The organism is Marinilactibacillus sp. GCM10026970 (genome assembly GCF_042660675.1).
Lineage (GTDB): Bacteria > Bacillota > Bacilli > Lactobacillales > Carnobacteriaceae_A > Marinilactibacillus.
In genome coordinates, this window is record NZ_JBHSUL010000005.1 from 21,607 (window position 1) to 47,454 (window position 25,848).

At 38.9% G+C, this 25,848-nt stretch carries 20 protein-coding genes, 1 riboswitch and 1 other annotated feature; of the genes, 5 read left to right on the forward strand and 15 right to left on the reverse strand.

Annotated features, from left to right (window positions below; all coding sequences use genetic code 11):
- Nucleotides 1-19: 19 nt before the first annotated feature.
- Nucleotides 20-193, reverse strand: a riboswitch (Lysine riboswitch).
- Nucleotides 194-375: 182 nt separating this feature from the next.
- From ACFP65_RS02070 to gcvT, 5 genes are all read right to left on the reverse strand, one after another.
- The gene (locus ACFP65_RS02070; protein ID WP_379915464.1) at nucleotides 376-1,161 is read right to left on the reverse strand and encodes an SDR family oxidoreductase; all 786 of its coding nucleotides are present in this window, start codon (nucleotides 1,159-1,161) and stop codon (nucleotides 376-378) included.
- 56 nt (nucleotides 1,162-1,217) lie between these two features.
- Complete coding sequence (gene gcvPB, locus ACFP65_RS02075; protein WP_379915466.1) at nucleotides 1,218-2,678, reverse strand: aminomethyl-transferring glycine dehydrogenase subunit GcvPB; 1,461 nt, start codon at nucleotides 2,676-2,678, stop codon at nucleotides 1,218-1,220.
- The gene (gcvPA, locus tag ACFP65_RS02080; RefSeq protein WP_379915468.1) at nucleotides 2,679-4,034 is read right to left on the reverse strand and encodes an aminomethyl-transferring glycine dehydrogenase subunit GcvPA; all 1,356 of its coding nucleotides are present in this window, start codon (nucleotides 4,032-4,034) and stop codon (nucleotides 2,679-2,681) included. It lies immediately after the preceding gene.
- A 115-nt stretch (nucleotides 4,035-4,149) separates the two neighbouring features.
- Nucleotides 4,150-4,536 carry a glycine cleavage system protein GcvH gene (gcvH, locus tag ACFP65_RS02085; RefSeq protein ID WP_379915470.1) on the reverse strand — a complete coding sequence of 129 codons (387 nt, stop codon included), beginning with the start codon at nucleotides 4,534-4,536 and terminating at the stop codon, nucleotides 4,150-4,152.
- Nucleotides 4,537-4,540: 4 nt separating this feature from the next.
- The gene (gene gcvT, locus ACFP65_RS02090; protein ID WP_379915472.1) at nucleotides 4,541-5,680 is read right to left on the reverse strand and encodes a glycine cleavage system aminomethyltransferase GcvT; all 1,140 of its coding nucleotides are present in this window, start codon (nucleotides 5,678-5,680) and stop codon (nucleotides 4,541-4,543) included.
- Nucleotides 5,681-6,035: 355 nt separating this feature from the next.
- Here gcvT and ACFP65_RS02095 point away from each other — a divergent pair, with 355 nt between their 5' ends.
- Nucleotides 6,036-7,229, forward strand: a complete 1,194-nt coding sequence (locus tag ACFP65_RS02095; RefSeq protein ID WP_379915474.1) for an iron-containing alcohol dehydrogenase — start codon at nucleotides 6,036-6,038, stop codon at nucleotides 7,227-7,229.
- Nucleotides 7,230-7,256: 27 nt separating this feature from the next.
- Complete coding sequence (locus ACFP65_RS02100) at nucleotides 7,257-8,390, forward strand: GerMN domain-containing protein (protein WP_379915476.1); 1,134 nt, start codon at nucleotides 7,257-7,259, stop codon at nucleotides 8,388-8,390.
- Nucleotides 8,391-8,529: 139 nt separating this feature from the next.
- On the opposite strand, the gene pepV is transcribed toward ACFP65_RS02100, so the two are convergent.
- A complete protein-coding gene (gene pepV, locus ACFP65_RS02105) occupies nucleotides 8,530-9,939 on the reverse strand; it encodes a dipeptidase PepV (protein ID WP_379915478.1) in 1,410 nt (469 codons plus the stop codon).
- Between the two features lie 176 nt (nucleotides 9,940-10,115).
- On the opposite strand from pepV, the gene ACFP65_RS02110 reads away from it, so the two are divergent.
- Complete coding sequence (locus ACFP65_RS02110) at nucleotides 10,116-10,946, forward strand: NAD(P)H-hydrate dehydratase (RefSeq protein WP_379915480.1); 831 nt, start codon at nucleotides 10,116-10,118, stop codon at nucleotides 10,944-10,946.
- A 57-nt stretch (nucleotides 10,947-11,003) separates the two neighbouring features.
- Entirely contained in the window at nucleotides 11,004-11,258 is a 255-nt protein-coding gene (locus tag ACFP65_RS02115) for a hypothetical protein (protein WP_379915482.1), read from the forward strand.
- A gap of 50 nt (nucleotides 11,259-11,308) precedes the next feature.
- Here ACFP65_RS02115 and ACFP65_RS02120 read toward each other — a convergent pair whose 3' ends face one another.
- From ACFP65_RS02120 to ACFP65_RS02145, 6 genes are all read right to left on the reverse strand, one after another.
- Entirely contained in the window at nucleotides 11,309-12,025 is a 717-nt protein-coding gene (locus ACFP65_RS02120; protein ID WP_379915484.1) for a pseudouridine synthase, read from the reverse strand.
- Nucleotides 12,026-12,076: 51 nt separating this feature from the next.
- A complete protein-coding gene (locus ACFP65_RS02125) occupies nucleotides 12,077-13,747 on the reverse strand; it encodes a putative polysaccharide biosynthesis protein (protein WP_379915486.1) in 1,671 nt (556 codons plus the stop codon).
- Nucleotides 13,748-14,016: 269 nt separating this feature from the next.
- Nucleotides 14,017-14,175 carry a hypothetical protein gene (locus ACFP65_RS02130; protein WP_379915488.1) on the reverse strand — a complete coding sequence of 53 codons (159 nt, stop codon included), beginning with the start codon at nucleotides 14,173-14,175 and terminating at the stop codon, nucleotides 14,017-14,019.
- Between the two features lie 24 nt (nucleotides 14,176-14,199).
- Nucleotides 14,200-14,340 (reverse strand): hypothetical protein, encoded by a 141-nt coding sequence (locus ACFP65_RS02135; protein ID WP_379915490.1) that lies wholly within the window; start codon nucleotides 14,338-14,340, stop codon nucleotides 14,200-14,202.
- Nucleotides 14,341-14,504: 164 nt separating this feature from the next.
- A complete protein-coding gene (leuS, locus tag ACFP65_RS02140) occupies nucleotides 14,505-16,925 on the reverse strand; it encodes a leucine--tRNA ligase (protein ID WP_379915492.1) in 2,421 nt (806 codons plus the stop codon).
- 67 nt (nucleotides 16,926-16,992) lie between these two features.
- Nucleotides 16,993-17,214: a binding site (T-box leader), on the reverse strand.
- Between the two features lie 101 nt (nucleotides 17,215-17,315).
- On the reverse strand, nucleotides 17,316-21,215 hold the full coding sequence (locus tag ACFP65_RS02145) for a LysM peptidoglycan-binding domain-containing protein (protein ID WP_379915494.1): 3,900 nt from the start codon (nucleotides 21,213-21,215) through the stop codon (nucleotides 17,316-17,318).
- Between the two features lie 247 nt (nucleotides 21,216-21,462).
- On the opposite strand from ACFP65_RS02145, the gene ACFP65_RS02150 reads away from it, so the two are divergent.
- Complete coding sequence (locus ACFP65_RS02150) at nucleotides 21,463-22,062, forward strand: tRNA (mnm(5)s(2)U34)-methyltransferase (protein ID WP_379915496.1); 600 nt, start codon at nucleotides 21,463-21,465, stop codon at nucleotides 22,060-22,062.
- A 41-nt stretch (nucleotides 22,063-22,103) separates the two neighbouring features.
- On the opposite strand, the gene ACFP65_RS02155 is transcribed toward ACFP65_RS02150, so the two are convergent.
- Genes ACFP65_RS02155 through ACFP65_RS02165 form a run of 3 tightly spaced genes read right to left on the reverse strand, consistent with a single transcriptional unit; the run spans nucleotide 22,104 to nucleotide 25,712 of the window.
- The gene (locus ACFP65_RS02155; RefSeq protein WP_379915498.1) at nucleotides 22,104-23,060 is read right to left on the reverse strand and encodes an ABC transporter permease; all 957 of its coding nucleotides are present in this window, start codon (nucleotides 23,058-23,060) and stop codon (nucleotides 22,104-22,106) included.
- Nucleotides 23,057-24,145 (reverse strand): ABC transporter permease, encoded by a 1,089-nt coding sequence (locus tag ACFP65_RS02160; protein WP_379915553.1) that lies wholly within the window; start codon nucleotides 24,143-24,145, stop codon nucleotides 23,057-23,059. Before ACFP65_RS02160 ends, ACFP65_RS02155 begins: the two co-directional genes overlap by 4 nt.
- Nucleotides 24,132-25,712, reverse strand: a complete 1,581-nt coding sequence (locus ACFP65_RS02165) for an ABC transporter ATP-binding protein (protein WP_379915500.1) — start codon at nucleotides 25,710-25,712, stop codon at nucleotides 24,132-24,134. The genes ACFP65_RS02160 and ACFP65_RS02165 overlap by 14 nt, the downstream gene beginning before the upstream one ends.
- Nucleotides 25,713-25,848: the final 136 nt, after the last annotated feature.

A 25,848-nucleotide genomic window follows, 5' to 3' on the forward strand; every position in this document is an offset into this window, starting at 1 on the left:
ATGCTTTACAATTCGCAATTAGCCTGATAGTGCTCCACGAAAACATCGTGACAGTGATCCGCTTTTTAAGCGGAACTCCAGCAAAAAGAGATTGACTATCTCTATCCACTTCGGCAAAGAACCCTTTCTGATTCGATCAATGGGAGTCACCCTACTGAATCATACTGATTTTCTTCGCGCCTCTATCTGTATTTAATTTCAACGTTTATTAGTGTACAAGGAATCTGGTTAGATTGCAAGGTCCTTTTTTTATGTCTACTCCACTATCAAAAAAGCGTACAAATCGTATGAGTGTTCTTAATCCTTTATTTGATACTTGGGCTCTATAAAAAAGCTATGAAGCGCCTCTAATTAGACGTTCCATAGCTCCACTTTTTAATAAGATTTGACCATACCGCCATCGATTAGAATGTTTTGACCAGTTAGATAGGTATTTGCACCAGAAACTAAAAATACAGCTGCCTTAGCAAATTCTTCTGGTTGTCCATAACGTCCTAATGGGATCGACTGCTCGATTTGATCCGTCACTTCTTGTTGTTTTTTCCCTTGCTTTTCTGCTTTTGCAGCATCTAGCTGAACAAGTCTTTCTGTTTCTATACGTCCCGCACCGATCGTGTTGACCAAAATATGATGAGGTGCTAATTCCTGAGACAAACTTTTAGATAATCCTGAAATACCCATTCTAAATACGTTCGATAACGTTAACCCATCGATTGGCTGTTTAATGGATGAGGAAGCATTGTTCAGAATATGGCCACCTGTTTCTTTCAGATCTGGTAGAACTGCTCTGATGGTTCGGATAAAACTGAACAGTGTGAGGTCGAATGCTTTTTGCCATTCTGCGTCATCGAAGTCTTCGAATGTTCCACTTGGTGGGCCACCGGCATTATTGACAAGGATAGAAATTGGTCCAAATGTATTACGTGTAGCCTCGACTAGATTCTTGATACTTTCTGCATCCGTAATGTCCGCTACTGTATATTCTACTTTACCTGTGGCCGTTTTGAGAATCTCTTTTTTCGCTTCTTCTAGTTTATCCATACTTCTACTTGTCAGCATGACGTTAGCCCCTTCTTTGGCTAATTCTGTCGCGATTGCTTTTCCAAGTCCTGTACTAGAAGCCAGAACAAGTGCTGTCTTCCCGGTAAGCTTCATATCCATCTATCTAATCTCCTCCATTACTGATTTCATTTACTTCCTTCAGTATAGACGAAAGATTATTTCTGGTAAACTACCATTGGTTTTCTAGCAGCAAGCACTTCATCTAATCTTCTGACAGCTTTTGTAGTGGGTGCTTCATGAAGTAATTCAGGTTGTTCTTCAACTTCTTTTGCAATAGCAATCATTGCATCTGCAAATTCGTCCAATGTCTCTTTTGCTTCCGTATCCGTTGGTTCAATCATAATGCACTCTTCAACAATCAGTGGGAAATAAACAGTGGGTGCATAAAAGCCATAATCCAATAATCTTTTGGCAATATCTAGTGTTCTGACACCTTGTTTTTTCTGACGTAACCCACTCAAGACAAATTCATGTTTGCAATGCTGCTTGAACGGCGTATCGTAATGATCCGCAAGTCTAGCTTTCAAATAGTTCGCATGAAGCACAGCATCTTCTGACACTTTTTGAAGACCTTGAGCACCCATAGAACGGATATATGCATAAGCTCTCACATTAACACCAAAGTTACCGAAGTAACCTTTTACTCGACCGATAGAATCTGGATAATTTGTGTTTAAAATATATTGATTCCCTTGTTTTTCAATTCTGGGATTTGGTAAAAATGGTGAAAGAGCCGCTTTAACACCGATTGGTCCTGATCCTGGTCCACCGCCACCATGAGGTGTGCTGAATGATTTATGCAAATTCAAGTGAACCACATCAAAGCCCATTTCTCCAGGAGTCGATTTCCCAAGTATCGCATTTGCGTTAGCTCCATCGTAATAAAGAAGACCGCCTGCCTCATGCACGATTTTCGCAATTTCGACAATGTCTACTTCAAATAATCCGAGTGTATTGGGATTTGTTAACATTAATCCAGCTGTATCCGGTCCAAGGGCCGCCTTGAGCGCTTCCACACCTACTGTTCCTTTTTCACTGGACTTGATTTCTACTACATCATAGCCAGCAACTGCTGCACTTGCCGGGTTTGTACCATGCGCTGAATCTGGAACGAGAATCTTTCTTCTTTGATCGCCTTCTCCTTTGGACTGGTGATACGCTTTAAAAACCAATAAGCCTGCCCACTCCCCTTGAGCTCCAGCTGCTGGTTGAAGACAGATTTCATCCATTCCTGTGACTTGCTTTAAATCTTCCTGCAATTCAAACATTAACTGAAGAGCCCCTTGAGTTGTAGCAGGATCTTGTAAAGGATGAATAGCCGTAAAGCCATCATAACGGGCTACATCTTCATTGATTTTCGGATTGTATTTCATTGTACAAGAACCTAATGGATAAAAGCCCGTTTCGATTCCAAAATTTTTATTTGCTAGTGCAGTATAGTGACGCATCAATTGTAGTTCAGAGACTTCTGGTAGTTCAGCTGCCTCTTTTCTAGTTAAATGCTCTGGTAACTGTTCCGATAAGTCAAAAGATTCTACATCATTTTCCGGCAAACTATAAGCTCTACGTCCGGGTTTGGACTGTTCGAAAATCAGTTTCGTTTGTGATTCTATCATTTAACCGTTCACCTCCACTAATGCTCTTACAAATGCATCAATTTCTTTGCGCGTTCTTTTCTCAGTTGCACACAGTAACATAGCTTGATCTTTGTTTAAATTTTCTGATACATCATATCCACCAATAAAACCTTTTTCTAGTAAAGCTTTGTTGATTTTCGCGATCGGCTTAGACAATTCAATGGCAAATTCGTTGAAGAATGGAGATTCATTCACAATCGTTATGCCCGAATCCTTTAACTGTTGTGCAAGATAATGGGCTTTATCAATATTTTGTTGCGCCATTTCCTGAACACCAGCTTTACCCATTGCAGACATAAAAACGGAGCTTGCTAAGGCGTTCAAAGCTTGGTTGGAGCTCATATTCGATGTCGCTTTCTCTCTTCTGATATGTTGTTCTCTTGTCTGAAGCGTCATGACAAAGCCCCGTTTGCCTTCAATATCAATCGTTTCTCCAACGATTCGGCTTGGAACTTTTCTCATATATTGACTCTTCACAGTGAAATAACCACAATGAGGTCCGCCATAAGACATCGAAAGTCCAAGTGGTTGCATATCTCCCACAACAATATCTGCACCTAATTTACCAGGCGCTTCCAGTTTAGCGAGTGCTAATGGATTAGCTATAACGATTAGTAACGCTTTCGTTTCTTTCAGCATTTCCTTGATTTTTAAAAGATCTTCAACTGACCCGAAAAAGTTTGGATATTGTACAACGACCGCTGCAGTATCTTCTGTTAATGAAGCTTTCAAATTTTGAAGATCCGTGATGTCTTTTTTCAGTTCCAGCTCTTCTACTTTGTATTCCATCCCATATGCATACGTATGAACAACTTCTTTCGCTTGAGGATGAATGGCACCTGATAAGAGAATCGTCTGCTTTTTCGTAACCGCTGTTGCCAGATTACAAGCTTCTCCTAAAGATGTGAAGCCATCATAAAGACTGGAATTGGAAACGTCCATCCCAGTCAGTTCACAAATCATCGTCTGAAATTCAAAAAGAGCTTGTAGCTCCCCTTGACTAGCTTCTGGTTGATAGGGTGTATAAGCCGTCATGAATTCTGATTTCAATGTAACGTGATTGACGACGCTTGGAATAAAATGATCATAAGTACCTGCACCTAAAAAGAAAGGATAATCAGCAGCCGTTTTGTTTTGTTGCGCTAATGCTTTCATATGTTTCGTTAACTCATATTCACTTAAGGGTGCTGGAAGATCAATCGACTTTTCCTTTGTTGCTCGAGTGGACATGGGAATATCTGAAAACAAGTCGTTGATACTCTCCACACCGATTACAGCTAACATATCTTCTTGATCTTTTTGAGTTGTCGGTAAATATCGATGTTGCTTTGTCATGATGGCTCACTCCTTATAGATAACGTTCAAGCTGGAATAAACAGAAAAGAGAAGCCCCCTCATCTTTCAATGAGAAATCTCCTCCGTGGTTTCTCTGCTATTCAAATAACATCTTTTACAGTTCACTAACGTACTGGTCGTAAGTTTTAGCGTCCATCCAGTCACTTGTATTCAATTTTTCAGAAACTTGAACTTCAACAATCCATCCTTCACCATAAGGAGAATCATTTAATTTTTCAGGTTCGTCTTCTAATTCATCGTTAACCTTTGCAATAGTGCCTTGAACGGGTGCATAGATTTCTGAAGAAGATTTAACGGATTCTACTGTCGAGAAAGCTGCTTCACTTTCCATTTGATCATTGAGTACAGGCAATTCTACAAAAACAACATCCCCCAATTGCTCTACAGCGTAATCCGAAATGCCAATTCTAACGTAATCTTCTCCAACGATTTCAATCCATTCGTGCTCTTTTGTGAAATATAATCCTTCTTTAGCTGCCATTTTTTTATCCACCTTTGTTTGAATTTTGAAGTTCTTTTAACCAGTCTTTTTTTGTCAGTTTCGCAGGAATTTGTTTCTTTCTAACTTGTATCCAGACTGTTTCCCCAAGTTGAGCTTCTGCCTTATTGATCAATATCATTCCTAAACTTTTGCCTAAGGAAGGAGATTGTGTTCCGGAAGTCACCACACCAATTTCCTCTTGATTACCATTCAATACAGGATAGCCATGTCTAGCGATCCCTTTATCTAGCAATTCAAAACCACGAGAAAGTCGTTTGAGTCCTTTTTCTCGTTGTTCTTTTAAAGCTGTCTGTCCAATAAAAGCAGTCGCTTTGTCTAATTTGACTGCGAAACCTACGCCAGCTTCTAAAGGAGAAATTTCTTCAGAAAGCTCTTGTCCATATAAAGGCATCCCAGCCTCTAGTCTCAAGGTGTCTCTGGCGCCTAATCCACACTCTTTTAACCCATGAATAAATCCAGCTCTGAGCAATTTCTTCCATAATTCTTGTGTATCCTTTTTTTGCACGTATAATTCAAAGCCATCTTCTCCTGTATAACCCGTGCGCGCCACAATGACATCTTCGATATTCCCAAAATTCTCAGAAGGTAAAAAATGATAAGCTTTTAAATCGGCTAACGTCGTTTGCGTCATCGATTTAAGAATACGTTCAGCCTTCGGTCCTTGCAGTGCAATCAAACCATATGAGTCAGAGACGTTAACAATTTCAATCCCTTCATCCAGGTGCTGATTCATCCAAGAATAGATTTTTTCTGTGTTGCTGGCATTTGGCGTTACCAAATAATGACTATCTGAAAATTTGAATAACAACAAGTCGTCTAATGTACCGCCTTGCTCGTTCGTCATCGTATTATATTGAGCTTGATGCATAACCATTTTGGAAACATCGTTTGTAACAAGTTTATTTAGCCACTCTGTAGCTTGTGTCCCCTTAACCATAATTTCACCCATATGAGATACATCAAAAATCCCAGCATGATTTCTTACAGCTGCATGTTCTTCGGCAATTTTTGTAAACTGGACAGGTAGTGCCCATCCACCAAAATTCGTTAGCTTGAGATTTTTTTCTAGATAGTAATCGTATAACGGCGTATGTAGCAACTCTTGATCGTTTGTTTCTGACATTTAATCCCTCCGTCAACCCTGTGTAATTACAATGGGGCTTTATTCAGTATTCAATGACTATTTTCGTCTGAACGCATTTCTGTTTACTCTTTTAATTTTCTATGTTTTATTCTAACATGATTTTATTCGGACTGAAATAGATAAAACAATAATAATATTTTAAGAATACGCTTACTTATTTAATAATACGAACAATAGATTAATAAAAACTATTTTCGTTCGAAAGTTTAGTATATTTCATCAGATAGATCATCTTAATTTTTTTAAAATCACGTTTCCATAATTTACTTTGGAATCTTCCATTTACCTTTTATGATACAATAAGGTTATTATATTATAAAGGAGCGCAATAATCATGCAACAAGAAATAGCAAATTTCACATTACAGAATCCGACTAAAATTGTATTCGGTAAAGATCAGATTAAAAATCTATCAACGTTAATTCCTCAAGGTAAGAAAGTTTTGATTACCTATGGTGGCGGAAGTGTTCAGCGATTTGGGACATTAGACCGTGTACGTGAAGCCATAAGTGGTTATGATTTTGGTGAATTTGGTGGGATTGAAGCCAATCCAACTTTTGAAACGTGTATGCGCGCAGTTGAATTAATCAAAAAAGAACAGTATGACTTTGTCCTTGCAGTTGGTGGCGGTTCTGTTATCGATGGTTCAAAATTTATCGTTGCGGCAGCTGAGTTTGAAGGAGATCCTATCAATATCTTCGGTAAAGGCATCGGTACTGGAGAACCTGTCAAATCGGCTCTTCCATTGGGTACAGTACTCACTTTACCAGCTACAGCTTCAGAAATGAATAGTGGTGCGGTCATCACTTTTAAAGAGAAAAAAGCTAAAGTTGGCTTCGGTAGTTTCTACGTTTTTCCAACGTTCTCTATCCTTGAACCAGAACTTACTTACACACTTCCTAAAAAACAATTAGCGAACGGTGTAACAGACTCTTTTGTACACATCATTGAACAATATCTGACTTATCCAGTCGGCGGTATGGTTCAAGATGGGTTCGCAGAAAGCTTGATGAAAACTTTAATCAAAATTGGACCTGATGTGGTTAAAGAGGACTTACATGACTATACAATCAGAGCAAACTTTATGTGGACAGCTACCCTTGCTTTAAACGGCATACTAAGAAATGGTGTACCTGGTGACTGGTCTACTCATGCATTAGGTCATGAGTTAACTGTATTAAACCACACAGATCACGCTCAAACTCTTTCAGCAATCTTGCCTGCAGTGATGCTCGTTAGAAAAGAACAGAAATTCGATAAACTTGTTCAGTATGCTGAGAATGTATGGTCTATCACAGATGGTACGAATGAAGAAAAAGTTGATGCAGCCATTTTAAAAACGGTTGCTTTCTTGAAATCGATTGGTATGCCTGTAACCTTGAAAGATATCAATGTATCTTCTTCTGATATCGACTTCTTGGTCAATCAACTTGAAAAACACGGCAATACAGCACTCTCTGAACGTGGAGATCAGACGTTAGAGGTCTCTAGAGCCATTTATGAAAAAGCATTGGAATTAGAATTTTAACCGTTAATTTATAAGGAGGTTACTTTAATGAACCAGCCTACTATATTAAAAACAGTTTCAGTCTTAACCCTTTCTGGCTTTCTTCTTGCTGCTTGTAATACGGCGCAAGAACAAGAACCAGTCGATCCAGACCCCATTGAAACGGTAACAGCTCCCGAGCCTGGTGAGGACGACACAGATACAGAAGAAACTATAGATGAGACAGATACACTTTCACAGAATATGTTGGACTGGCTCCCAATGAATGAGGATACTGCTTATACCTACTCAGGAACTGGTAGTGAGTTTGCTGAATACCAGACCTATCCTCAGTTTATCCATAATGATACCCTGCAATTCGTAGAAACAAATGCGAGTACGGAGACAGTTACCATCTATGAGTATACTGAAAATGAAGTCCGCGAAGTTTTCACAAGAGCGGAAACGTATTTCCGAGATGACTTTGTGGATACTGGTCTAAATAGTAGTGAACAAGATCAGCTTGAAATTTTACTGCAGGCCCCTGTTGAAATTGGAAGAAGTTGGGAGAGTCCTTCTGGTTCGGTATCCGAAATCACGGATGCCAATGTAGAAGTTGAGACACCAACTGGTACGTATTCAGCACTAGAGATCACCCGAACGCTTAATGATCAGTCAGATAAACTGTATTATGCTAAAGGTACTGGATTGATACAGACCATTTCCGATGTTGATGGCGAAGCAGAGATTGTTTCTTCATTAAGCAACATTCAAGAAGATGCTGCTGAAGAAATTCCCATAACGCTTTATGAGTTGAATGAGATGGCGACTGCTCTAACCCCTACTAATGCTACAATGGAGCTTAGAACAAATGATCCAGCTAGACTTCAATTAACAGAACTGTTAAACGGAAGTACTGGCGATATGACGATTCCCACCTTAACGGAAAACGTGGAAATCAATTATCTTTATCTTGGTAATGATCAAATTGCTCATGTTGACTTCTCTGAAGAGCTTATTAACGATATGAATGCCGGATCTGGTATTGAAGCCCTACTGATTCAAAGTTTGGTGAATACCATCGGTGGATTTTACGAGGTTGATGAAGTTTTACTAACTGTAGAAGAGGCACCTTATGCTTCTGGACATATTGCTCTGGAAGAAGGACAAACGATGTCTGTTGATTTATCTAATGTCGAATAAAAAATATTAATGTAGGAGTTGCCCCAGGTATTTGGGACAACTCTTACTTTAATATTATGTGATTGATTTTTCTTTTAATAAATCCTTAGTATGTAAAAAACTGAATAGGTTCTTACACCTATTCAGTCTTATAATTGTTTTATTTGACTAATTCATAAATCGCTTCTGCGTAAATTGCCATTGCGTTCATTAAATCATCTACAGCCATAAATTCGTTGGCTTGATGCATTGTATCAATACTATTAGGGAACATTGCGCCATAAGCTACGCCACGTTTCATCAAACGTCCATATGTTCCGCCACCAATGACTTGTTCACTAGGTTCAAGACCTGTTTGGCGTGCATAGACATCCAATAAGGTTTGTACCAATGGGTCATTTCCAGGTACGTAGTGAGGTACTTTACCTTCAGGTAAGTTCACTTCAACGGCATATTGAGATACTTTATCGCGGATTTGTTTACCGATAATTTCTTCGCTTGTTCCTTGAGGGTAACGCATATTGACTGTCATTTGACCGCCTTTATCTGCGTTGAACTTGAATACGCCAGTGTTTGAAGTCAGTTCACCCATGACTTCATCAGTATGCGCCACACCTAATTTACTACCTGATGGATCATCATGAAGATAAAGTGCTGCAACTTGAACAAAGTCTTTAGCGTCTCCACCAAAGTTGAATTCAGATAAGAAACGAGCGAGATGCGTGCCGGCATTGATTCCTTTAGCAGGCGTACTTCCGTGTGCAGCTTTTCCTACAACTGTAACTGTTACACGATTTCCATCAACGGAAAGGTCTCCTGTTACAGGTTGACTAGATAGATAATCTTGGAATCCACTCTCAAGTTCAGATGGATCTTCTGATTCAATGACTGCAACGGCATCTTGAGGTACCATGTTCGGGCGTAAACCTGATTCAAATTCAACTAGTTTGTGTGTTCCACCAGTAGCATTTCCTTTGAATGAAAGTTCAGCTGATACATTCCCTTTTTCACCATTGATGATTGGGAACATCGCGTCTGGAGAGAATCCGAAATCCGGCTCTGGTTGCGTTTCAAGATAATGCTTAATGCCTTTCCATTCGCTTTCTTCGTCAGTACCTAAAATGAAACGAATTTTTTTCGATACAGGCAAGCCTAGTTCTTTGATCATTTTAATCGCGTAGTAAGCGGCCATACCAGGTCCCTTATCATCGCTTGATCCACGAGCATATAGTCTACCGTCTTTGATCACTGGTTCAAAAGGATCAGTTTCCCATCCAGTACCGGTTGGAACAACGTCTACGTGGGCAAGGACACCCATGATTTCGTCTCCATCACCATATTCAATATGTCCAGCCCAGTTGTCAAAGTTCTCAGCTTTGAAACCGTCTCTTTCACCAATCGCTAAAAAGGCTTCGAGTGCTTCTTTAGGGCCAGGTCCTACTGGAGCCTCTTTTGTTGCTTTTGAGTCGTCACGAACACTATCAATTTTAAGAATCGTGAAAAGATCCTCTAGAAAATCATCTTTGCGTTTCGCTGCTTCTGCTTTCCAATCAATTGACTGATTTGTCATACTGTCTTTTCCTCCTAGTGAGCTATCTTCTTTGCGAATAAATGAGGTCTTTCTCACTTTTCGCTTCTACTTACTATTCTAGCACTTTTTAGTGTGAATACCAATTCTCCCACAAGTAAAATCCATGCATAATTTTATTTCAAAGCGTAAAATGGATCTATAAAGGAGGGTTTTCTTTGAAGAAAATCTTAGAAGAAACCATTAGACAATTTATTCCGGTTCGAGAAGAAAATAGTTATAAAGGAAATTTCGGTAGGTTACTGTTCGTAGGCGGAAATGATCAGATGGGTGGAGCCATTACATTGTCGGCCTCTGCTGCTTTACATGCCGGGGCTGGTCTCGTCACAGTAGCTAGTGCCCCAGTAAATGTACATGCGCTCCATGCCAGAATGCCAGAAGTTATGTTTTTGGATATGTATGATCTTGATACACTAAAAGATATGATTCCTTCTATGGATGGGATTGTTATTGGACCTGGTCTTGGTCGAGATTCAAAATCGGTAGACATTGCAAAAACAGTTTTTGAGACAGTATCAGAAGAGCAATTTTTGGTTGTCGATGGAGATGCGATTTCTATTTATGTTAATGAGAAATTGGATCATCCTGTTGCTGAACTGATTTTCACACCTCATTTAGGAGAATGGAAGACACTATCAGGAATGGGGCCAGATGAAGAAGCACTTGAAAAAAATCAAGAGAAACGAGACCAACTTGACGCTATAGTTGTTTTGAAAAAAGGTCAGAGCGAAGTTTATTTTGAAGATGAAGTCTGGCAAAATATCTCTGGTAATCCTTCCATGGCTACTGGAGGTATGGGTGATACACTCGCAGGAATGATTGGTAGTTTTACAGCCCAATTCAAAACGCGTAAAGAAGGCGTTCTTTCTGCTGTCTTTATGCATAGTCAGATTGCAAATCAATTATCTGAAACCCACTATGTTACTCTACCTACTTTAATCATTGATGAGATTCCTAAACTCATGAAGGAATATACAAAATCAATCTAGTTTTTTACTTTTTTCTTCGCTATACTGAAATAGAATGATAGAAAGAGGTCGATTTCAATGAATAAAAAACTTTTTCTGATTTGTATAGGTGCCTTCGTTTTAGGATTTATGATGATGTATTTCAATTTGGCTATCCTTTATATCCTGGGGATGGCTGTCATTATCCTATTCGCGTTTGGAGCCGGACCACGTCTGGATGACGATGGCAATGAAGCGCGTTATAAAAAAGACCAAGATCGTCTTATCAAGTTGATGTGGATCAGTGCCTTTTATGTACTGTCCGGTATTGCCTCTCTTTTCTTTGTTTCATAAAAAAGCCAGTATTGACTAGACTGAACATAGTCGATACTGGCTTTTTTGTATTAGCTTTTCAATTGTGCAATTTCTTCTTTTGTACATTCCCTGTACGCACCAAGTTCTAACTGAGGATCCAATTCTAATGATCCCATTGAAAGTCTCTTGAGGTAAAGCACATCTTTACCAACTGCATGAAACATTCTTTTAACTTGATGAAATTTCCCTTCTTGAATCGTGACTTCAATCTTAGAAGTTTGTTCCACTTCATCCACTGATAAAATCGAAAGTTTTGCGGGCATTGTTACATAGTCGTCTGCTAGTGTAATCCCTTTTTCGAATTCTATAACATCTGATTCTGTTACGATACCTTCTATCTCAGCAAAATACTTTTTGTCCACGTGTCGTTTAGGAGAAAGTAATTTATGCGTCAGTTTGCCATCGTTTGTAAGCAGCATCAAGCCTTCTGTGTCAATATCCAGCCTACCCACTGGATGCGGTTCTTGTACGATATCACTGGGCTCTAGCAAATCTAAAACCGTATCATGCATATCGTCTTCTGTAGCACTGATTACACCTGCAGGTTTATTCAACATAAAATAAACGAACTCTTGGTAGTCGAGCTCTTCTCCGCCAATCATAACTGTATCCGTATCAGGGTCAACTTGTGTCTTTGGATCTTTTACGATAACACCGTTGATTTCAATAATGGATGATTTCAGTAAATTTTTAACTTCTCTTCTTGTTCCTAAACCACTATGGGCCAATAATTTATCGATTCTCATCTTATCACCTCATATCTAGTGTATCTGATATTCCTCTAAATTAAAAAACGTTTAACCAATTTTGAGTTTATTTCTTACTCGAGCAGCTTGTGCACCAATCAGACGATCAGCCAATCTTGTTTTCAAAACTAGATATCCATAAACAACGATGCCTACGACAGCCATAACCGGTAAAGATAGGCCAGCTTGAACTTTACTTTCAAAATTCAACACTGTTCCTAATCCTATTTTGGTCAGCATCGTAAATGCTCCCATAATAAGTGATAAAATCATAATCAATACTGAGCGTCTAAATAAAAGAGCAGCCGAATAGTTCGTTGCTTTATGCATAATACGCATCATCATGAAGCAAGTTACACCGAACCCGGCAATTGTTGAATACAACATGCCATATGCATTGAGTCCAAGTACTCCAACAAATAATGGCTGCGTAACAATTTTCACAACAAAACCGATAACTAATGCCCAAATAGCGGGTCTAGTCTGGTTAGCCGCTTGAAGCATATTCCCAAGCACAGCATACAAAGCAATAAAGATAGCCATATAAGCAGAAACTTGCGTAATAGACGTTCCAAGAGCGCTAGGCAAAAAGAAAACATTATATAACGGTTCAGCAACAACGGCCATTCCCACAGCAGCCGGGAACATAGCGAAGAAGAGTAATTGAACGCCTTTTGAAAATTGCTTACTCACTTCTTTGACATTTCTTTTAGCCATAAGGTTACTGATTAAGGGAACTGTTGTAATCGATAAAGCTGTCCCAAACGAAGTTAGGATCATAATCAATTTATGTGCATTTGCTTGTGTGACACCGTACGTTTCTTGAATTGAGTCAGAATCCATGTTTGAGAACATTTCCATAATCGGTTTGTACGTATTCTGGTCAATTTGTTGAAAAAGTGTAATCCCCGTTGCGATGATAATGAATGGAATAGACGTTTTAACAATTTCCACTAACAAAGACTTTGGAGATACCTTTACTTCATTTACGCTGTCTTCCGGTTTATGATTAAAAGCTGTATCGATTCGCTTAATCTTCCAAGCTAGATAGATCAATGAGAAGATGGCTCCTATAAAAGCAGCAAATGTCGAATAAGATACTGCTGTTACATTGGAACCGCCTAGAACTTGAGTGATTGCATAGGCAGAAGCCAACATAAACAAGATACGGGCAAATTGCTCAATGATTTGAGAAATCGCAGGCCCGGCCATTGTATTGTGTCCCTGTAAAAATCCTCTGGTAACACTTTGAGCAGGAATAATGAGTAAAGCTGGGACTAGTGCCCGCATAACAATCACAGCATCTTCAGGGTTCGCTGTCGGGCTAGTACTCGCGAGTGCTGGCGCCAGTACATAAAGCGCTCCAGCAGAAACGACACCCGTAAAAACCATCAATTTCAACCCTTGCTTGTAAATGGATTTGGAAATTTCATATTCGCCAATCGCATTATAGTGACTAATCTGCTTTGATATCGCAGAGGGCACACCTGCCGTTGCCAAGGCTAGAAAGAATGCATATGGATTATATCCAATCTGAAAGAGCGCATTTGCAGCATTCGCATCACTACGCCCACCCATCCATGCCATCCATGGAATAATATAAATAATTCCAAGAACTCTTGAAATCATACTGGATGCAGTCATCCAAGCGGATCCACTGACCATTTTTTGATCATCAGACATTTCTTTCTTTATCACGTTTGTTGTGGCTTGGTTGTCCATATTTAAAGAAACCTTCTTTCGATAAGTAAAAGTACTAAATGATTCTCTTACTGATTTATTCAATAAAAAAATTCCATAGAAAAAGGAGCACCGTAAGGCCCCTTTTCCAACTAGACTCTATTTTACTGTTTTACTGTATCTGTTGCAATCTTGTTTGAGCATAAAAAGAGTATTTAGTAAAAACTTAATGCTTCTGTTCACTTTTAAGAGACAAGGTTTTAATTAAGTTGCTATTTCGCAAACATCCTAGATAAAGGATGTTTTATTAGTCATTCTTGGTGTGTTTTTATTAACTTATCTTCTTCTATAAAAAATATTTGGTTCGCATCGATAATCTTACTTAAACGGTTTGCAGTAACAAAAGTGGTTCTTTCTTCCATCACTTTATTTAAAACCTGAGAAACAATTCTTTCTGCCTGACTATCCAAACTAGCAGTATCTCCATCCATTATTTAAATTTTTGGATTTTTCAAAAGATTTTTTACAATATTCATCCGTTGCCTTTGTCCTTCTAATAGCGTATTCCCTCTGTCGCCGATCATCTCATCCAGATCATTAGTAAAAGACTCGATAAACCCTCTAGCATAAGCCATTTCTGCTACACCAACAGCTTATCTTCTGTAACTTCAATCTTCTGTTTTAGTGCATTCATATTCTATCAGAAAGGCAGAAAATGAAAAGAAGAACCCAAGAAGAATGATTCATTCTCCTTGAATTCTTCTGTCGTTAATCATTGATTGATTACTAGTTCAGTTTACTAATTTGGTGCAACGATATTAACGAGTTTTCCGGGTACTACAATCACTTTACGGACTGTCTTACCTTCTAGATGCTCTTTAATATTGTCATTTCCCAATGCTAATTTCTCAAGATCATCTTTTAAAATGTCTTTAGAAGCAGTTGCTTTTCCTCTGATTTTACCATTAACTTGGAAGACAACTTCCACTTCATCCGTAATTAATTTGGCTTCATCGTAAGTTGGCCAAGCTTCATAGGAAATACTTTCACCCGTTTGACTAATACGGCTCCAAAGCTCTTCTCCAAGGTGCGGCGCAACAGGTGCAAGCATTTTAAGGAAGCCTTTAATGTAATCAATCGGTAGTCCTTCTGCTTTATAAGCCGCATTTACAAAGACCATCAATTGAGATATCCCTGTGTTGAATTGCAGATTTTCAAAGTCCTGTGTGACCTTTTTGACTGTCTGATGATACACAACATCTAGTGACCCATCGTTGATGGTTGTAATGCGATCTCTTAGTTTGTCTTCTTCATCAACGAGTAGTCTCCAAACACGGTCAAGGAATTTACGCGAACCTTCAAGACCTTCCGTACTCCAAGCGATAGCAGCATCTAGTGGACCCATAAACATTTCATACACACGCAGTGTATCCGCTCCGAACTCTTCAACCACATCGTCAGGATTCACAACATTTCCTTTAGATTTAGACATTTTTTCATTGTTAGCACCAAGAATCATTCCTTGATTGTACAAACGTTGAAACGGTTCTTTTGTTGGTACAATGTCAAGATCGTAAAGGAACTTATGCCAGAAACGCGCATACAACAAGTGAAGAACCGCATGCTCTGCACCACCGATATAAAGATCTACTGGTAGCCATTTTTTCAGTTTTTCTGGATCCGCTAGTTGTTCAGTATTCTTAGGATCAATAAATCTCAAGAAGTACCAAGAACTCCCTGCCCATTGCGGCATGGTATTCGTATCTCTTTTACCTTTCATACCTGTTTCAGGATCCACCACATTCACCCAGTCTTCAATAACCGCTAGAGGAGACTCTCCAGTACCAGAAGGCTGAATCTTATCTGTTTTCGGCAAAGCGATTGGTAGATCTGCTTCTGCGACAGTAGTCGTCGTGCCATCTTCCCAGTGAATAACTGGAATTGGCTCTCCCCAATATCTTTGACGAGCAAACAACCAGTCACGCAAACGATAAGTGATTTTTTTCTCTCCAACTTGTTCTTTTTCCAGATATTCGATCATACTTGCAATGGCTTCTTCTTTGTTCATCCCATCCAAGAAATCTGAATTGATATGTTTTCCGTCTTCTGTATAAGCAGCTTCTTCCACATTGCCACCTTCAAGAACTGGAATAATCTTCAAATCGTATTTTTGAGCAAACTCAAAGTCTCGTTCGTCATGGGCAGGAACGGCCATAATCGCACCTGTACCGTAAGAAGCTAGAACATAGTCTGCAATCCAAATTGGAAGTTCTTCACCATTGACCGGATTGACAGCATAAGCTCCTGTAAATACACCAGATTTATCTTTGTTCAAATCTGTTCTTTCAAGATCTGATTTAATGCTCACTTCTTTAATATACGCTTCAACAGTTTCTTTTTGATCCGCTGAAGTGATCTGTTGAATCAAATCAGACTCAGGAGCAAGCACTGCATACGTAGCACCAAACAAAGTATCTGGGCGAGTTGTAAACACCGTGAAGTCCTTATCTGAATCTTTAACCTTAAACGTTACGTTCGCGCCTTCAGATTTACCAATCCAGTTACGCTGCATATCTTTAATATGTTCAGGCCAGTCAACTTCTTCCAAATCTTCTAGAAGACGATCTGCATAAGCCGTGATTTTCAGCATCCACTGCTTCATTGGCTTACGGTAAACTGGATGTCCGCCACGCTCTGACTTACCATCAATGACTTCTTCATTCGCCAGAACTGTCCCCAAAGCCGGGCACCAGTTAACCGCCACTTCCGCCTCATAAGCCAGTCCTTTTTCATACAACTTAATAAAGATCCACTGCGTCCATTTATAATACTCAGGATCAGTCGTATTGATTTCTCGCTCCCAGTCATAACTAAATCCAAGAGCATTGATTTGACGTTTAAATGTCTGAATATTTTTCTCGGTGAATTCCGCCGGATCATTTCCTGTATCAAGCGCGTACTGCTCAGCAGGAAGACCAAAAGCATCCCATCCCATCGGGTGCAACACATTGTATCCTTGTGCGCGTTTCATACGCGAGATAATATCTGTAGCTGTATAGCCTTCTGGATGACCTACATGTAGTCCTTGTCCAGATGGATATGGGAACATATCTAATGCATAAAAGTTCTCTTTGTTCTCATCTTCCGTTACTTTGAAAGAATGGTTGTCTTGCCAATATTTTTGCCACTTTGGTTCCATTGATTTATGATTAAATGACATTTCATTACGCCCCTTTTTTCGAATAATTGCTATAAAAAAAGCCCTATAAACTATACAATTGTATAATTTATAGGGCGAATCAATTCGCGGTACCACCTAAATTTCACTGCACATTTTGCAGCCTCAAATCTTTAACGCAGATTTACGGATCGAATTAATAGAATCCTGTTAGATTCCGTTCACTCGAACAACTTCCAGGCGAGTTCAGTTTACCTCTATACACATTTCCACCAACCATGTGCTCTCTATTAAAAAGGAAAAACCTACTATTCCTGTTCAAAGTAGTTATTAGTCTATATCTTATCAAAACCCTTGTCTTGCCGCAATAGCTATTTAGTCGAAAAAAAGAAACAGCAGTAGTCGGTGATTGCCGATCTACTGCTTTACACTTTATACAGATAGGTTCTGGTTTACGTAAATGACGTCAGAATCTAGTGCATTTTTCTCTTTTAATTGTTGAATCGTTGTATTAAATTTAAGTGCGATTCCAGAAAGTGTATCCCCTTTTTCAACGACATATCCACTCTTAGTAACAGGTGCTTTTTGTTCTACTACTTTATCAGTAGAATGAATAGATAAACGCTGATTTACAAAGATTGTGTCGTTTGCTAAGTTATTCCACTCTTTGATCTGTGCAACGCTTGTATTGAATTGAAGCGCAATTTTGTATAATGAATCTCCTTGTTGAACAACGTACTGATTAGAAACCACTTGTGTTGGTTGAGACACAGGTTTCGAGACTACAGGAGTCGAGACTGTCTGTGTTCTTCCTGCTGGTATAGTAAGTACTTGACCAACAAAGATATTATCAGATTCTAGTCTGTTCGCTGCTTTGATCTGTGCTACAGTTGTTCCATATTTAGCAGCTAGAGCGGACAATGTGTCTCCAGCAGAGACAACCATACTACTTGTCTGTTCATTAACCGGCTTAGTCACAACAGGTGCTGGTGTAACTGGTTTAGAAGTTGACTTAGCGCCAGCCACATTTAAAGTTTGACCAACAAAGATCGTGCTTGAAGACAAGTTATTGTCTTGCATCAATTGATTCACAGTCGTATTGAATTGACGCGCGATTCCACTTAATGTGTCTCCACCAACCACACTATATTGACCTAAGACTGGCTTAGGCGTCACAGGAGTACTAACAACTGGTGTAGGCGCAACTGATGCTTTAGATCCATTGATTGCTAATTTTTGGTTCACATAGATCGTATCCGTATTTAATCCATTCAATGATTTGATTGTAGAAACCGAAGTATTGAACTTTCTAGCGATTCCTGACAACGTGTCCCCTGCAAGAACCGTATAGCTTGATTGAACAGTCTCAGTTGGTGCAGATGCGCTTGGACTATTCGTTACTGGAGTGCTTGACGCTTTACCAGAAACCGTTAACTTTTGATTCACAAATATTTGGTCTGTTTTTAGGTTGTTAAGAGATTTAATAGCATTCACTGTTGTATTAAACCTTCTTGCAATGGATGTCAACGTATCTCCACCTACTACAGTATAGCTTGAAGTCGTTGCATCTTGAGAACTTCCGTTACTCGAGACTGGAGTAGTTGAACTACCCGTATTTTGACCGTTTAAAGTCAGTTTCTGATTCACAAAGATAGCATCGCTTTTCAGATTATTTGCTGATTTGATAGCAGATACTGATGTACCAAAACGTCTTGCAATCGAAGTCAGCGTGTCTCCTTTAACTACTGTGTAATTAGACACTGTGGGTGTCGTAGGCGCAACTGGATTAGAAACAGAACCCGTTGACGTTTTAGACAAGGCTAATTTCTGGTTTACAAAAATCAAATCACTTTTCAGATTGTTTAATGATTTGATTGACGACACGCTTGTATTGAATCTTCTAGCGATAGAAGTCAATGTGTCTCCACTAACCACTGTATAATGTGACGAGCCCGTTTGTTGACTATTTCCAGGATTTGGTGCTGGTGTTGTCGATCCACTTTGTGATGTTCCTGATAGTGTTAACTTCTGGTTCACAAAGATCATGTCACTCTTCAGATTGTTTAATGATTTGATCGACGACACGCTCGTATTGAATCTTCTAGCGATAGAAGTCAACGTATCTCCTCTAACCACTGTATAGCTTGACGAACCAGTTTGTTGATTACTTCCAGGTTTTGGTGCTGGCGTTGGTGTAGCTGATCCGTTATTTGAAGACGACCCAGTTAGAGTCAATTTCTGGTTCACAAAGATTAAGTCACTCTTCAAGTTGTTTAAAGATTTAATGGAAGAAACGGATGTATTGTGTCTTCTAGCAATTGACGTCAACGTATCTCCTCTAACAACCGTATAACTTGATGAATCGGTCTGTTGACTGTTACCAGGGGTTGGTGCTGGCGTAGTTGATCCACTGTTTGAAGATCCTCCAGATGCCGCTCCGGAAACAGATAATTTCTGGTTCACAAAAATCAAGTCACTCTTTAAATTGTTCGCTGATTTAATCGCAGCTACCGTTGTATTGTATTTTCTAGCAATAGACGTTAAGGTTTCTCCTCTAACGACTGTATGTTGACCGCTAGTATTGTTACCAGATGTCGGTGGTGTGGTTGGTTGAACTGGTTTAACAGTACTTGAACCGCCATTACCTGTTTCTACTGGTCCTGTCCAATTTCCGTCAAAACGAGTAAGATCATATAAACTAATGATATTATTCAATTTGTTTGCATAACTAGGATCCGTTGCATAACGACCTTGCAACCAAGCAGAAGCATCTTTATAGGAGTTGGTTTTTTCAATCCATGCCCCAGAATAGAATTCGTTATTCCATCTTGTACCATTTCTGATTAGTCTAGCATTGTCTTCTAGAGATTCTGCATAGCTAGGATATTTTTTGAAATTATCTGTTATCGTGATCCAACCTGTACTTGAATAGTACTCTTTTGTACGCATAGCAACAGATTGTCCGTTATAAGAGCCTTTGATTCCAAATAAGTTATGATTTGGTGGAGAGGATAAAGTACTTTTACCATAACCAGACTCTAGACTTGCTTGAGCAATCATAATTGAAGCATAGATTCCATTTTCTTTAGCGATTCTTTGAGCGTGGCCAGATATTTGATTAATGAACTCAGAAGTCGTTTTAGCTTGACTCAAATTGCCAGTACTTGTTGCTGATCCATTTGATGATGAAGAAGCAGAACTAACACCAGCTTGGTTAATCGCAATTCTTTGTCCAATCTTTATATTATTGGGATTAGTAATTTTGTTTAAGGCAACTAAGTTGTTAACAGTCGTATTATAAGATCTCGCTATTTTGTTTAATGTGTCTCCAGATTTAACTGTGTGAACGATTGCTTTAACTTCCGGCTTATTGACAGTTGGTGTTGGTTTCACTTCCGGTTTTGGCTCAGGCTTCGTTTCTGCTACAGGTTTTGTCGCCGGAGCTGGAGTCGGTTTTGTTTCAGCTGGTTTAGGAGCTGGCTTTTCTTCATCTTTTGTTTCTTCAACTGGCTTTGTTTCTGGTTTCACTTCTTCAGGTACAATTTCTTCTGTTTCTTCAATCGATTCTTCGACTTCAGTAAGAGGTGTTTCAAACTCTTGGGATTCTTCGACTTCTTCTTGAACCGTTTCAATTAATGCTTTTGTTTCAACTGTGGACGCTTCATTTCCTTCTTCTGTTGACTGAGTAACGGCTATTTCTGCTGTTTTATTCTCAATTGAAGAAGTACCTTCTTCTACAATTACATCTTCTGTTTCTTCTTTAGTACTTTCATTCATTTCAGGTTCTGTAACTTCTACATTTTTGACGACTGTTTCTTCTACTATGTTTTCTGTTGTTTCAACAGATTCCTCTTCAGTAGTTTCCGTCAATTCTTCTTGAACAATGAGTTCAGCACTTTCAGATTGTTCTAGTTGATAAGTAAGTAATGCTTCAAATGCAGTATTTAAGTCGTCTGTAGATAATTGTTCAACGTTGAGTTGAGTTAATAAACTTTCTCCACCAGCCATTTCAATCATTCTGACTAATTGAGACTTAACGAAAGAGAGTTCTTCAAGTTCGTCACTGGTAGGCACTTCTTCAGTTAATTCAGCATCTTCTGTTTCTGGAGCTAACGTTTGCTGCTCTTTGACAGTTGCTTGTAATTCATTATACTGGTCATATAGTGCTTGAATTTCTTCTTTATTAAGATCCATTTCTTCTGCATGGACAGCTTCACCAAATGCAGAAATCGCCACGACCCCAGCTAGAATGCTTGAAGACATGGTCAGTTTCAATGAGCGCTTCTTTGCGCTGTTTTTGTAAGAATCTAACATATCTTTCTGGTTTATCATTTATTCAATACCCCTCTCAAAAAAACAAGTCAAAAGTAGTTTCTTTGTCCTCATATTATACCGTTAGTATCGGATGAAAGGAACCAAAAAGTAAGTCTTTTTGTAAATGTCATATGACTGTAACAGTCGGAAACCGAACAGATTATAAACGCGAATAGCTGATTCATTTAAGTTAATACATCGTCGTAAGCCAAATTCATCAAAAATTAATCCTGTTCTGTTTATACAAAAGATAAGGGAACACTTTATGAACAAGAATATTATTCAAGAAAGGTCGGATACCATGCTACTTTCGCCACTTAGATTTTGCCATCAGCTCTTAACAGATTCTATTTCATACGGAGACACGGTTATTGATGCAACCGTTGGAAATGGTCACGACACAGTCAAACTTGCTCAACTTGTCGGAAAAACTGGAAAAGTTTATGGTTTTGATATACAAGATTCTGCAATTGAAGAAACGAAGAAAAAAGTTCTTTTAACTGGACTGAATACTCAAGTTGAATTGATCCACGATGGTCATGAACAATTAAAGAACTATATAGGTACGGATGCGATTCAAGCCGTGGTCTTCAATCTCGGCTACTTACCAAAGAGTGACAAAACCATTATTACACTTCCAGACACAACATTGTCTGCAATAGAACAAAGTCTAGATAGCTTAACGCCTGGTGGACTAGTTGTTATTATGGTTTATTACGGACATGACGGTGGACAAGAAGAGAAAAATGCTGTGGAGTCTTATCTAAAGACACTCCCTCAAGAAGACTACTCAGTGCTTAGATACGGATTCATGAATCAAAAAAATACCCCTCCATTTCTTATTGCTATTGAAAAAAAAAGGTAAGTAAAAAGCCATATCCCTGTGATTAGGGATATGGCTTTCGTTTATTTTGTTTTAATATAGGTTTGTCCAAGTCTTGCTGGTGCTTCAGATTTTCCAATTACGCCTACAAGTACAATGATTGTCAATAAGTATGGCATAACTAGTAACCATATTGTTGGTATATTTTGAATAATTGGTATATACGTACCGATACGCGCTAGACTTTGTGCAAAACCAAAGAATATCGCAGCACCCATAACACCCAATGGATTCCATTTACCGAAGATCATTGCGGCCATAGCGATAAATCCTTGACCGGCAATGGTTAGAATACCAAACTCATTAGAGATCGCTTGAGCTTGAATCGCGCCACCCATGCCTCCAAGTAATCCTGAAATCAAAACTCCAGAGTATTTCATAAGATAGACTTTAATTCCCAATGTCTCAGCAGCATGAGGATGTTCCCCAACTGAACGGAGCCTTAGACCAAATCTTGTTTTAAAAAGAATGAACCAAGAAAGGATTGCTACTATGATACCAAAATATGCTGGTCCTGAAGTGTTTTCAAAGAAAATCGGTCCAATAATTGGAATTCGATCAAGTAAGAAAATACTCGTTCTACCGAATGACTCAGGTAACGGACCTGTTTGAGCAGCTCCAAAAATGGCTCTTGTCAAAAAGACACCTAACGCCGGTGCAGCTAAGTTGATCACTGTACCAGAAATAATATGATCTGCCCTAAGATTAATTGTCGCTACTGCATGAATGATAGAAAACAGCACCCCGATAAGCCCTCCTGCGAGTAAGCCCATCCATGGAGTCCAACCTCCGAAAGTTGCAGCAAATTGAATATTAAACACCGCAGACATGAAAGCCCCCATAACCATGATACCCTCAAGACCGATATTTACGACACCACTTCGCTCAGAAAACGTTCCACCGAGAGCTGTGAGTATTAATGGAGCTGCATAGATTAACGAACTTGAAACAATCAGTTGAATGATACTTAAAGCGTTCATACGTCTCCTCCTTGCGAAGTTGAGCTAGCAGTTTGTTTTTTTGCTGCTCTTTTATCTATAAAATAACGAATAATATAATTAGCGCCTACAAAGAAAATAATAGCAGCTATAACAATATTGGCCATTTCATCTGGCACCCCTGCCTGATTCGGCATGAACCCAGCTCCGATGTTTAAAACACCGAATAAAATAGAAGAGAAGAAAATACCAAAAGGATTGCCTAGTCCAAGTAAAGCAACCGCGATACCATTGAATCCGATATCTGGTAATCCTCCTTGAGTAAAGATATTTCCAAATGTTCCGAGTCCGTGAATGGCCCCACCTAAACCAGCTAAAGCACCACTTAAAAACATAGATAGAATAATATTTTTTTCAGCACTCATTCCAGCATATTTTGAAGCAGAAGCGTTTAATCCAACTGCGCGAATTTCAAAACCGGCAGTTGTTTTCGTCATGAACACCCAGTAAAGAATGACTACGACGATAGCAATAAAGAATCCAACATTTAATCTTGAATTCTGTGTTAAAGTAGACAGCCACTGGAATCCCATGTTGGCATTCTCACCAACTCTCGCTGTTGTATTTCCAGCTTCTGATAAAACGTTTCTGATTAGATAATTGGTCACTTGTAAGGCTGTATAATTCAGCATAATACTAACGATAACTTCACTCGTTCCAAAATAAGCACGCAAGAAACCAGCAATTGATGCCCAAACTGCACCAACAAGTAATCCTACACCTAGACTGAGCGTTAATAAAAGAATTCTAGGTAAATCAGGAAATGCTAATGCAACCCAAACTGCACTCACCCAACCAGCTAAAGCTTGTCCAGCAATTCCGATGTTAAAGAAACCGGCTTGGAAAGCTAAAGCAAATCCTAATCCTGTGAAGGTTAGTGCGGTTGCTTGTCTAAGTGCTTCCCCAATGAAATACGGACTTTGGAAGACGCTGACGATCATCGCTCTATAAGCTTCAACTGGATTATATCCAAATGCCAGCATAAGAATGGCTCCAAATAAAAACCCGAACAAGATAGACATGATAGGAACGATTAAACTACTTAAAAAACCTTTACTTTGTCGAATCAACTACATCCTTCTCCTTTCCTTTTTGTTCTGCTTGATCTTGTGCATCACTTAAGGAAACTCCGGCCATAAGTAATCCTAGTTCTGATTCTGATGTATCTTTAGCATTAACGATAGCGATGATTTTCCCATCGTACATAACTGCGATTCGGTCTGAAACATTCATGACTTCATCCAGTTCATAACTCATCAAGAGAACGGCTTTTCCATTATCTCTGAGCTCAACTAAGCGCTTGTGAATATACTCGATGGCTCCAACATCTAATCCACGAGTTGGTTGTGCTGCAATTAATAAAGCAGGGTCTCTATCTACTTCTCTAGCAATGATGGCTTTTTGTTGATTTCCCCCAGATAAAGAGGCAGCTGAATGTTCTTCACTAGGTGTACGAACATCAAATTCTTCAATCAATCTTTTCGCATGTATTTTAATTTCTTTATAGTTCAAGAATCCATGCTTACTAAATGGTTTTTTATAGTATGTTTGAAGTGCAATATTCTCTTCCAAAGACATTGGTAAGATCAAACCAAATTTCTGACGGTCTTCTGGTATATGCCCCAGTCCCGCTTCAGTAATTTTTCTTGGTTTCAAGTTCGTTACATTTTTGCCATCTAATTCAATACTTCCATTACTTGATTTAGTAAGCCCAGACAAAGCCTGAATCAGTTCTGACTGACCGTTTCCATCTACCCCTGCAATTCCAAGAATTTCCCCAGCCTGTACTTCAAAGCTGATATTCTTCACTGCGTCAAATCCTCGTGTTTCTTTTACAGTTAAGTCTTTAACTTTCAAAACGGTTCCTGATGGATTAGCAGGCTTTTTATCCACTTTAAAGGATACGGAACGTCCTACCATCATGTCAGCAAGTTCTTGTTGCGATGTTCCAGCTACATCAACCGTATTAATACTTTTTCCTCTTCGGATAACAGTACATCTATTGGATACTTGTTTGATTTCATCAAGCTTGTGCGTGATTAAAATAATTGATTTGCCTTCATTGACCAATTTATTCATAATGCCCATTAATTCTTGAATTTCTTGAGGTGTTAAAACCCCTGTTGGTTCATCGAAGATAAGAATATCTGCTCCACGGTAAAGTGTTTTCAAAATCTCTACACGTTGTTGCATCCCTACAGAAATATTTTCCACACGTGCGGAAGGATCTACTCTCAAACCATATTGATCTGACAGAGTCTGGATTTCTTTTTCTGCCTTTTTACGGTCGATATATCCAAATTTCGTTTTTTCTCTTCCTAGCATAATGTTTTCAGCTACAGTAAATTTATCCACCAACATAAAATGTTGATGCACCATACCAATACCTAATTCATTTGCTACATCTGGTGATGATATGTTTACAGACTGACCGTTCACTTTAATTTCTCCGGAAGTCGGCTCTAACAAACCAGACAAGATATTCATCAAAGTAGATTTCCCTGCACCATTTTCACCTAAAAGTGCATGAATTTCACCTTTTCTTAAATCTAAATGGATATTATCATTTGCTCTAAATGTTCCAAATTCTTTTGTGATCCCACTCATCTCAATAACATGTTGTAATTCAGACAAAAGATGGCCTCCTCATTCAAATTATTTAAATTAATTCTGATGTTTTCTCATTATCTTACATCGTGAACCCGTATTCAAGCTTCTTTAAAGTATTTCATTCGAAAAAAGACTCATTTCAAGATATTGTGCTAAAAAA

Coding starts and splice junctions, on each gene's coding strand:
- ACFP65_RS02070 (WP_379915464.1), bottom strand. CDS start 1,161: ATGGATATGAAGCTTACCGGGAAGACAGCACTTGTTCTGGCTTCTAGT.
- gcvPB (WP_379915466.1), bottom strand. CDS start 2,678: ATGATAGAATCACAAACGAAACTGATTTTCGAACAGTCCAAACCCGGA.
- gcvPA (WP_379915468.1), bottom strand. CDS start 4,034: ATGACAAAGCAACATCGATATTTACCGACAACTCAAAAAGATCAAGAA.
- gcvH (WP_379915470.1), bottom strand. CDS start 4,536: ATGGCAGCTAAAGAAGGATTATATTTCACAAAAGAGCACGAATGGATT.
- gcvT (WP_379915472.1), bottom strand. CDS start 5,680: ATGTCAGAAACAAACGATCAAGAGTTGCTACATACGCCGTTATACGAT.
- ACFP65_RS02095 (WP_379915474.1), top strand. CDS start 6,036: ATGCAACAAGAAATAGCAAATTTCACATTACAGAATCCGACTAAAATT.
- ACFP65_RS02100 (WP_379915476.1), top strand. CDS start 7,257: ATGAACCAGCCTACTATATTAAAAACAGTTTCAGTCTTAACCCTTTCT.
- pepV (WP_379915478.1), bottom strand. CDS start 9,939: ATGACAAATCAGTCAATTGATTGGAAAGCAGAAGCAGCGAAACGCAAA.
- ACFP65_RS02115 (WP_379915482.1), top strand. CDS start 11,004: ATGAATAAAAAACTTTTTCTGATTTGTATAGGTGCCTTCGTTTTAGGA.
- ACFP65_RS02120 (WP_379915484.1), bottom strand. CDS start 12,025: ATGAGAATCGATAAATTATTGGCCCATAGTGGTTTAGGAACAAGAAGA.
- ACFP65_RS02125 (WP_379915486.1), bottom strand. CDS start 13,747: ATGGACAACCAAGCCACAACAAACGTGATAAAGAAAGAAATGTCTGAT.
- ACFP65_RS02135 (WP_379915490.1), bottom strand. CDS start 14,340: ATGGCTTATGCTAGAGGGTTTATCGAGTCTTTTACTAATGATCTGGAT.
- leuS (WP_379915492.1), bottom strand. CDS start 16,925: ATGTCATTTAATCATAAATCAATGGAACCAAAGTGGCAAAAATATTGG.
- ACFP65_RS02145 (WP_379915494.1), bottom strand. CDS start 21,215: ATGATAAACCAGAAAGATATGTTAGATTCTTACAAAAACAGCGCAAAG.
- ACFP65_RS02150 (WP_379915496.1), top strand. CDS start 21,463: ATGAACAAGAATATTATTCAAGAAAGGTCGGATACCATGCTACTTTCG.
- ACFP65_RS02155 (WP_379915498.1), bottom strand. CDS start 23,060: ATGAACGCTTTAAGTATCATTCAACTGATTGTTTCAAGTTCGTTAATC.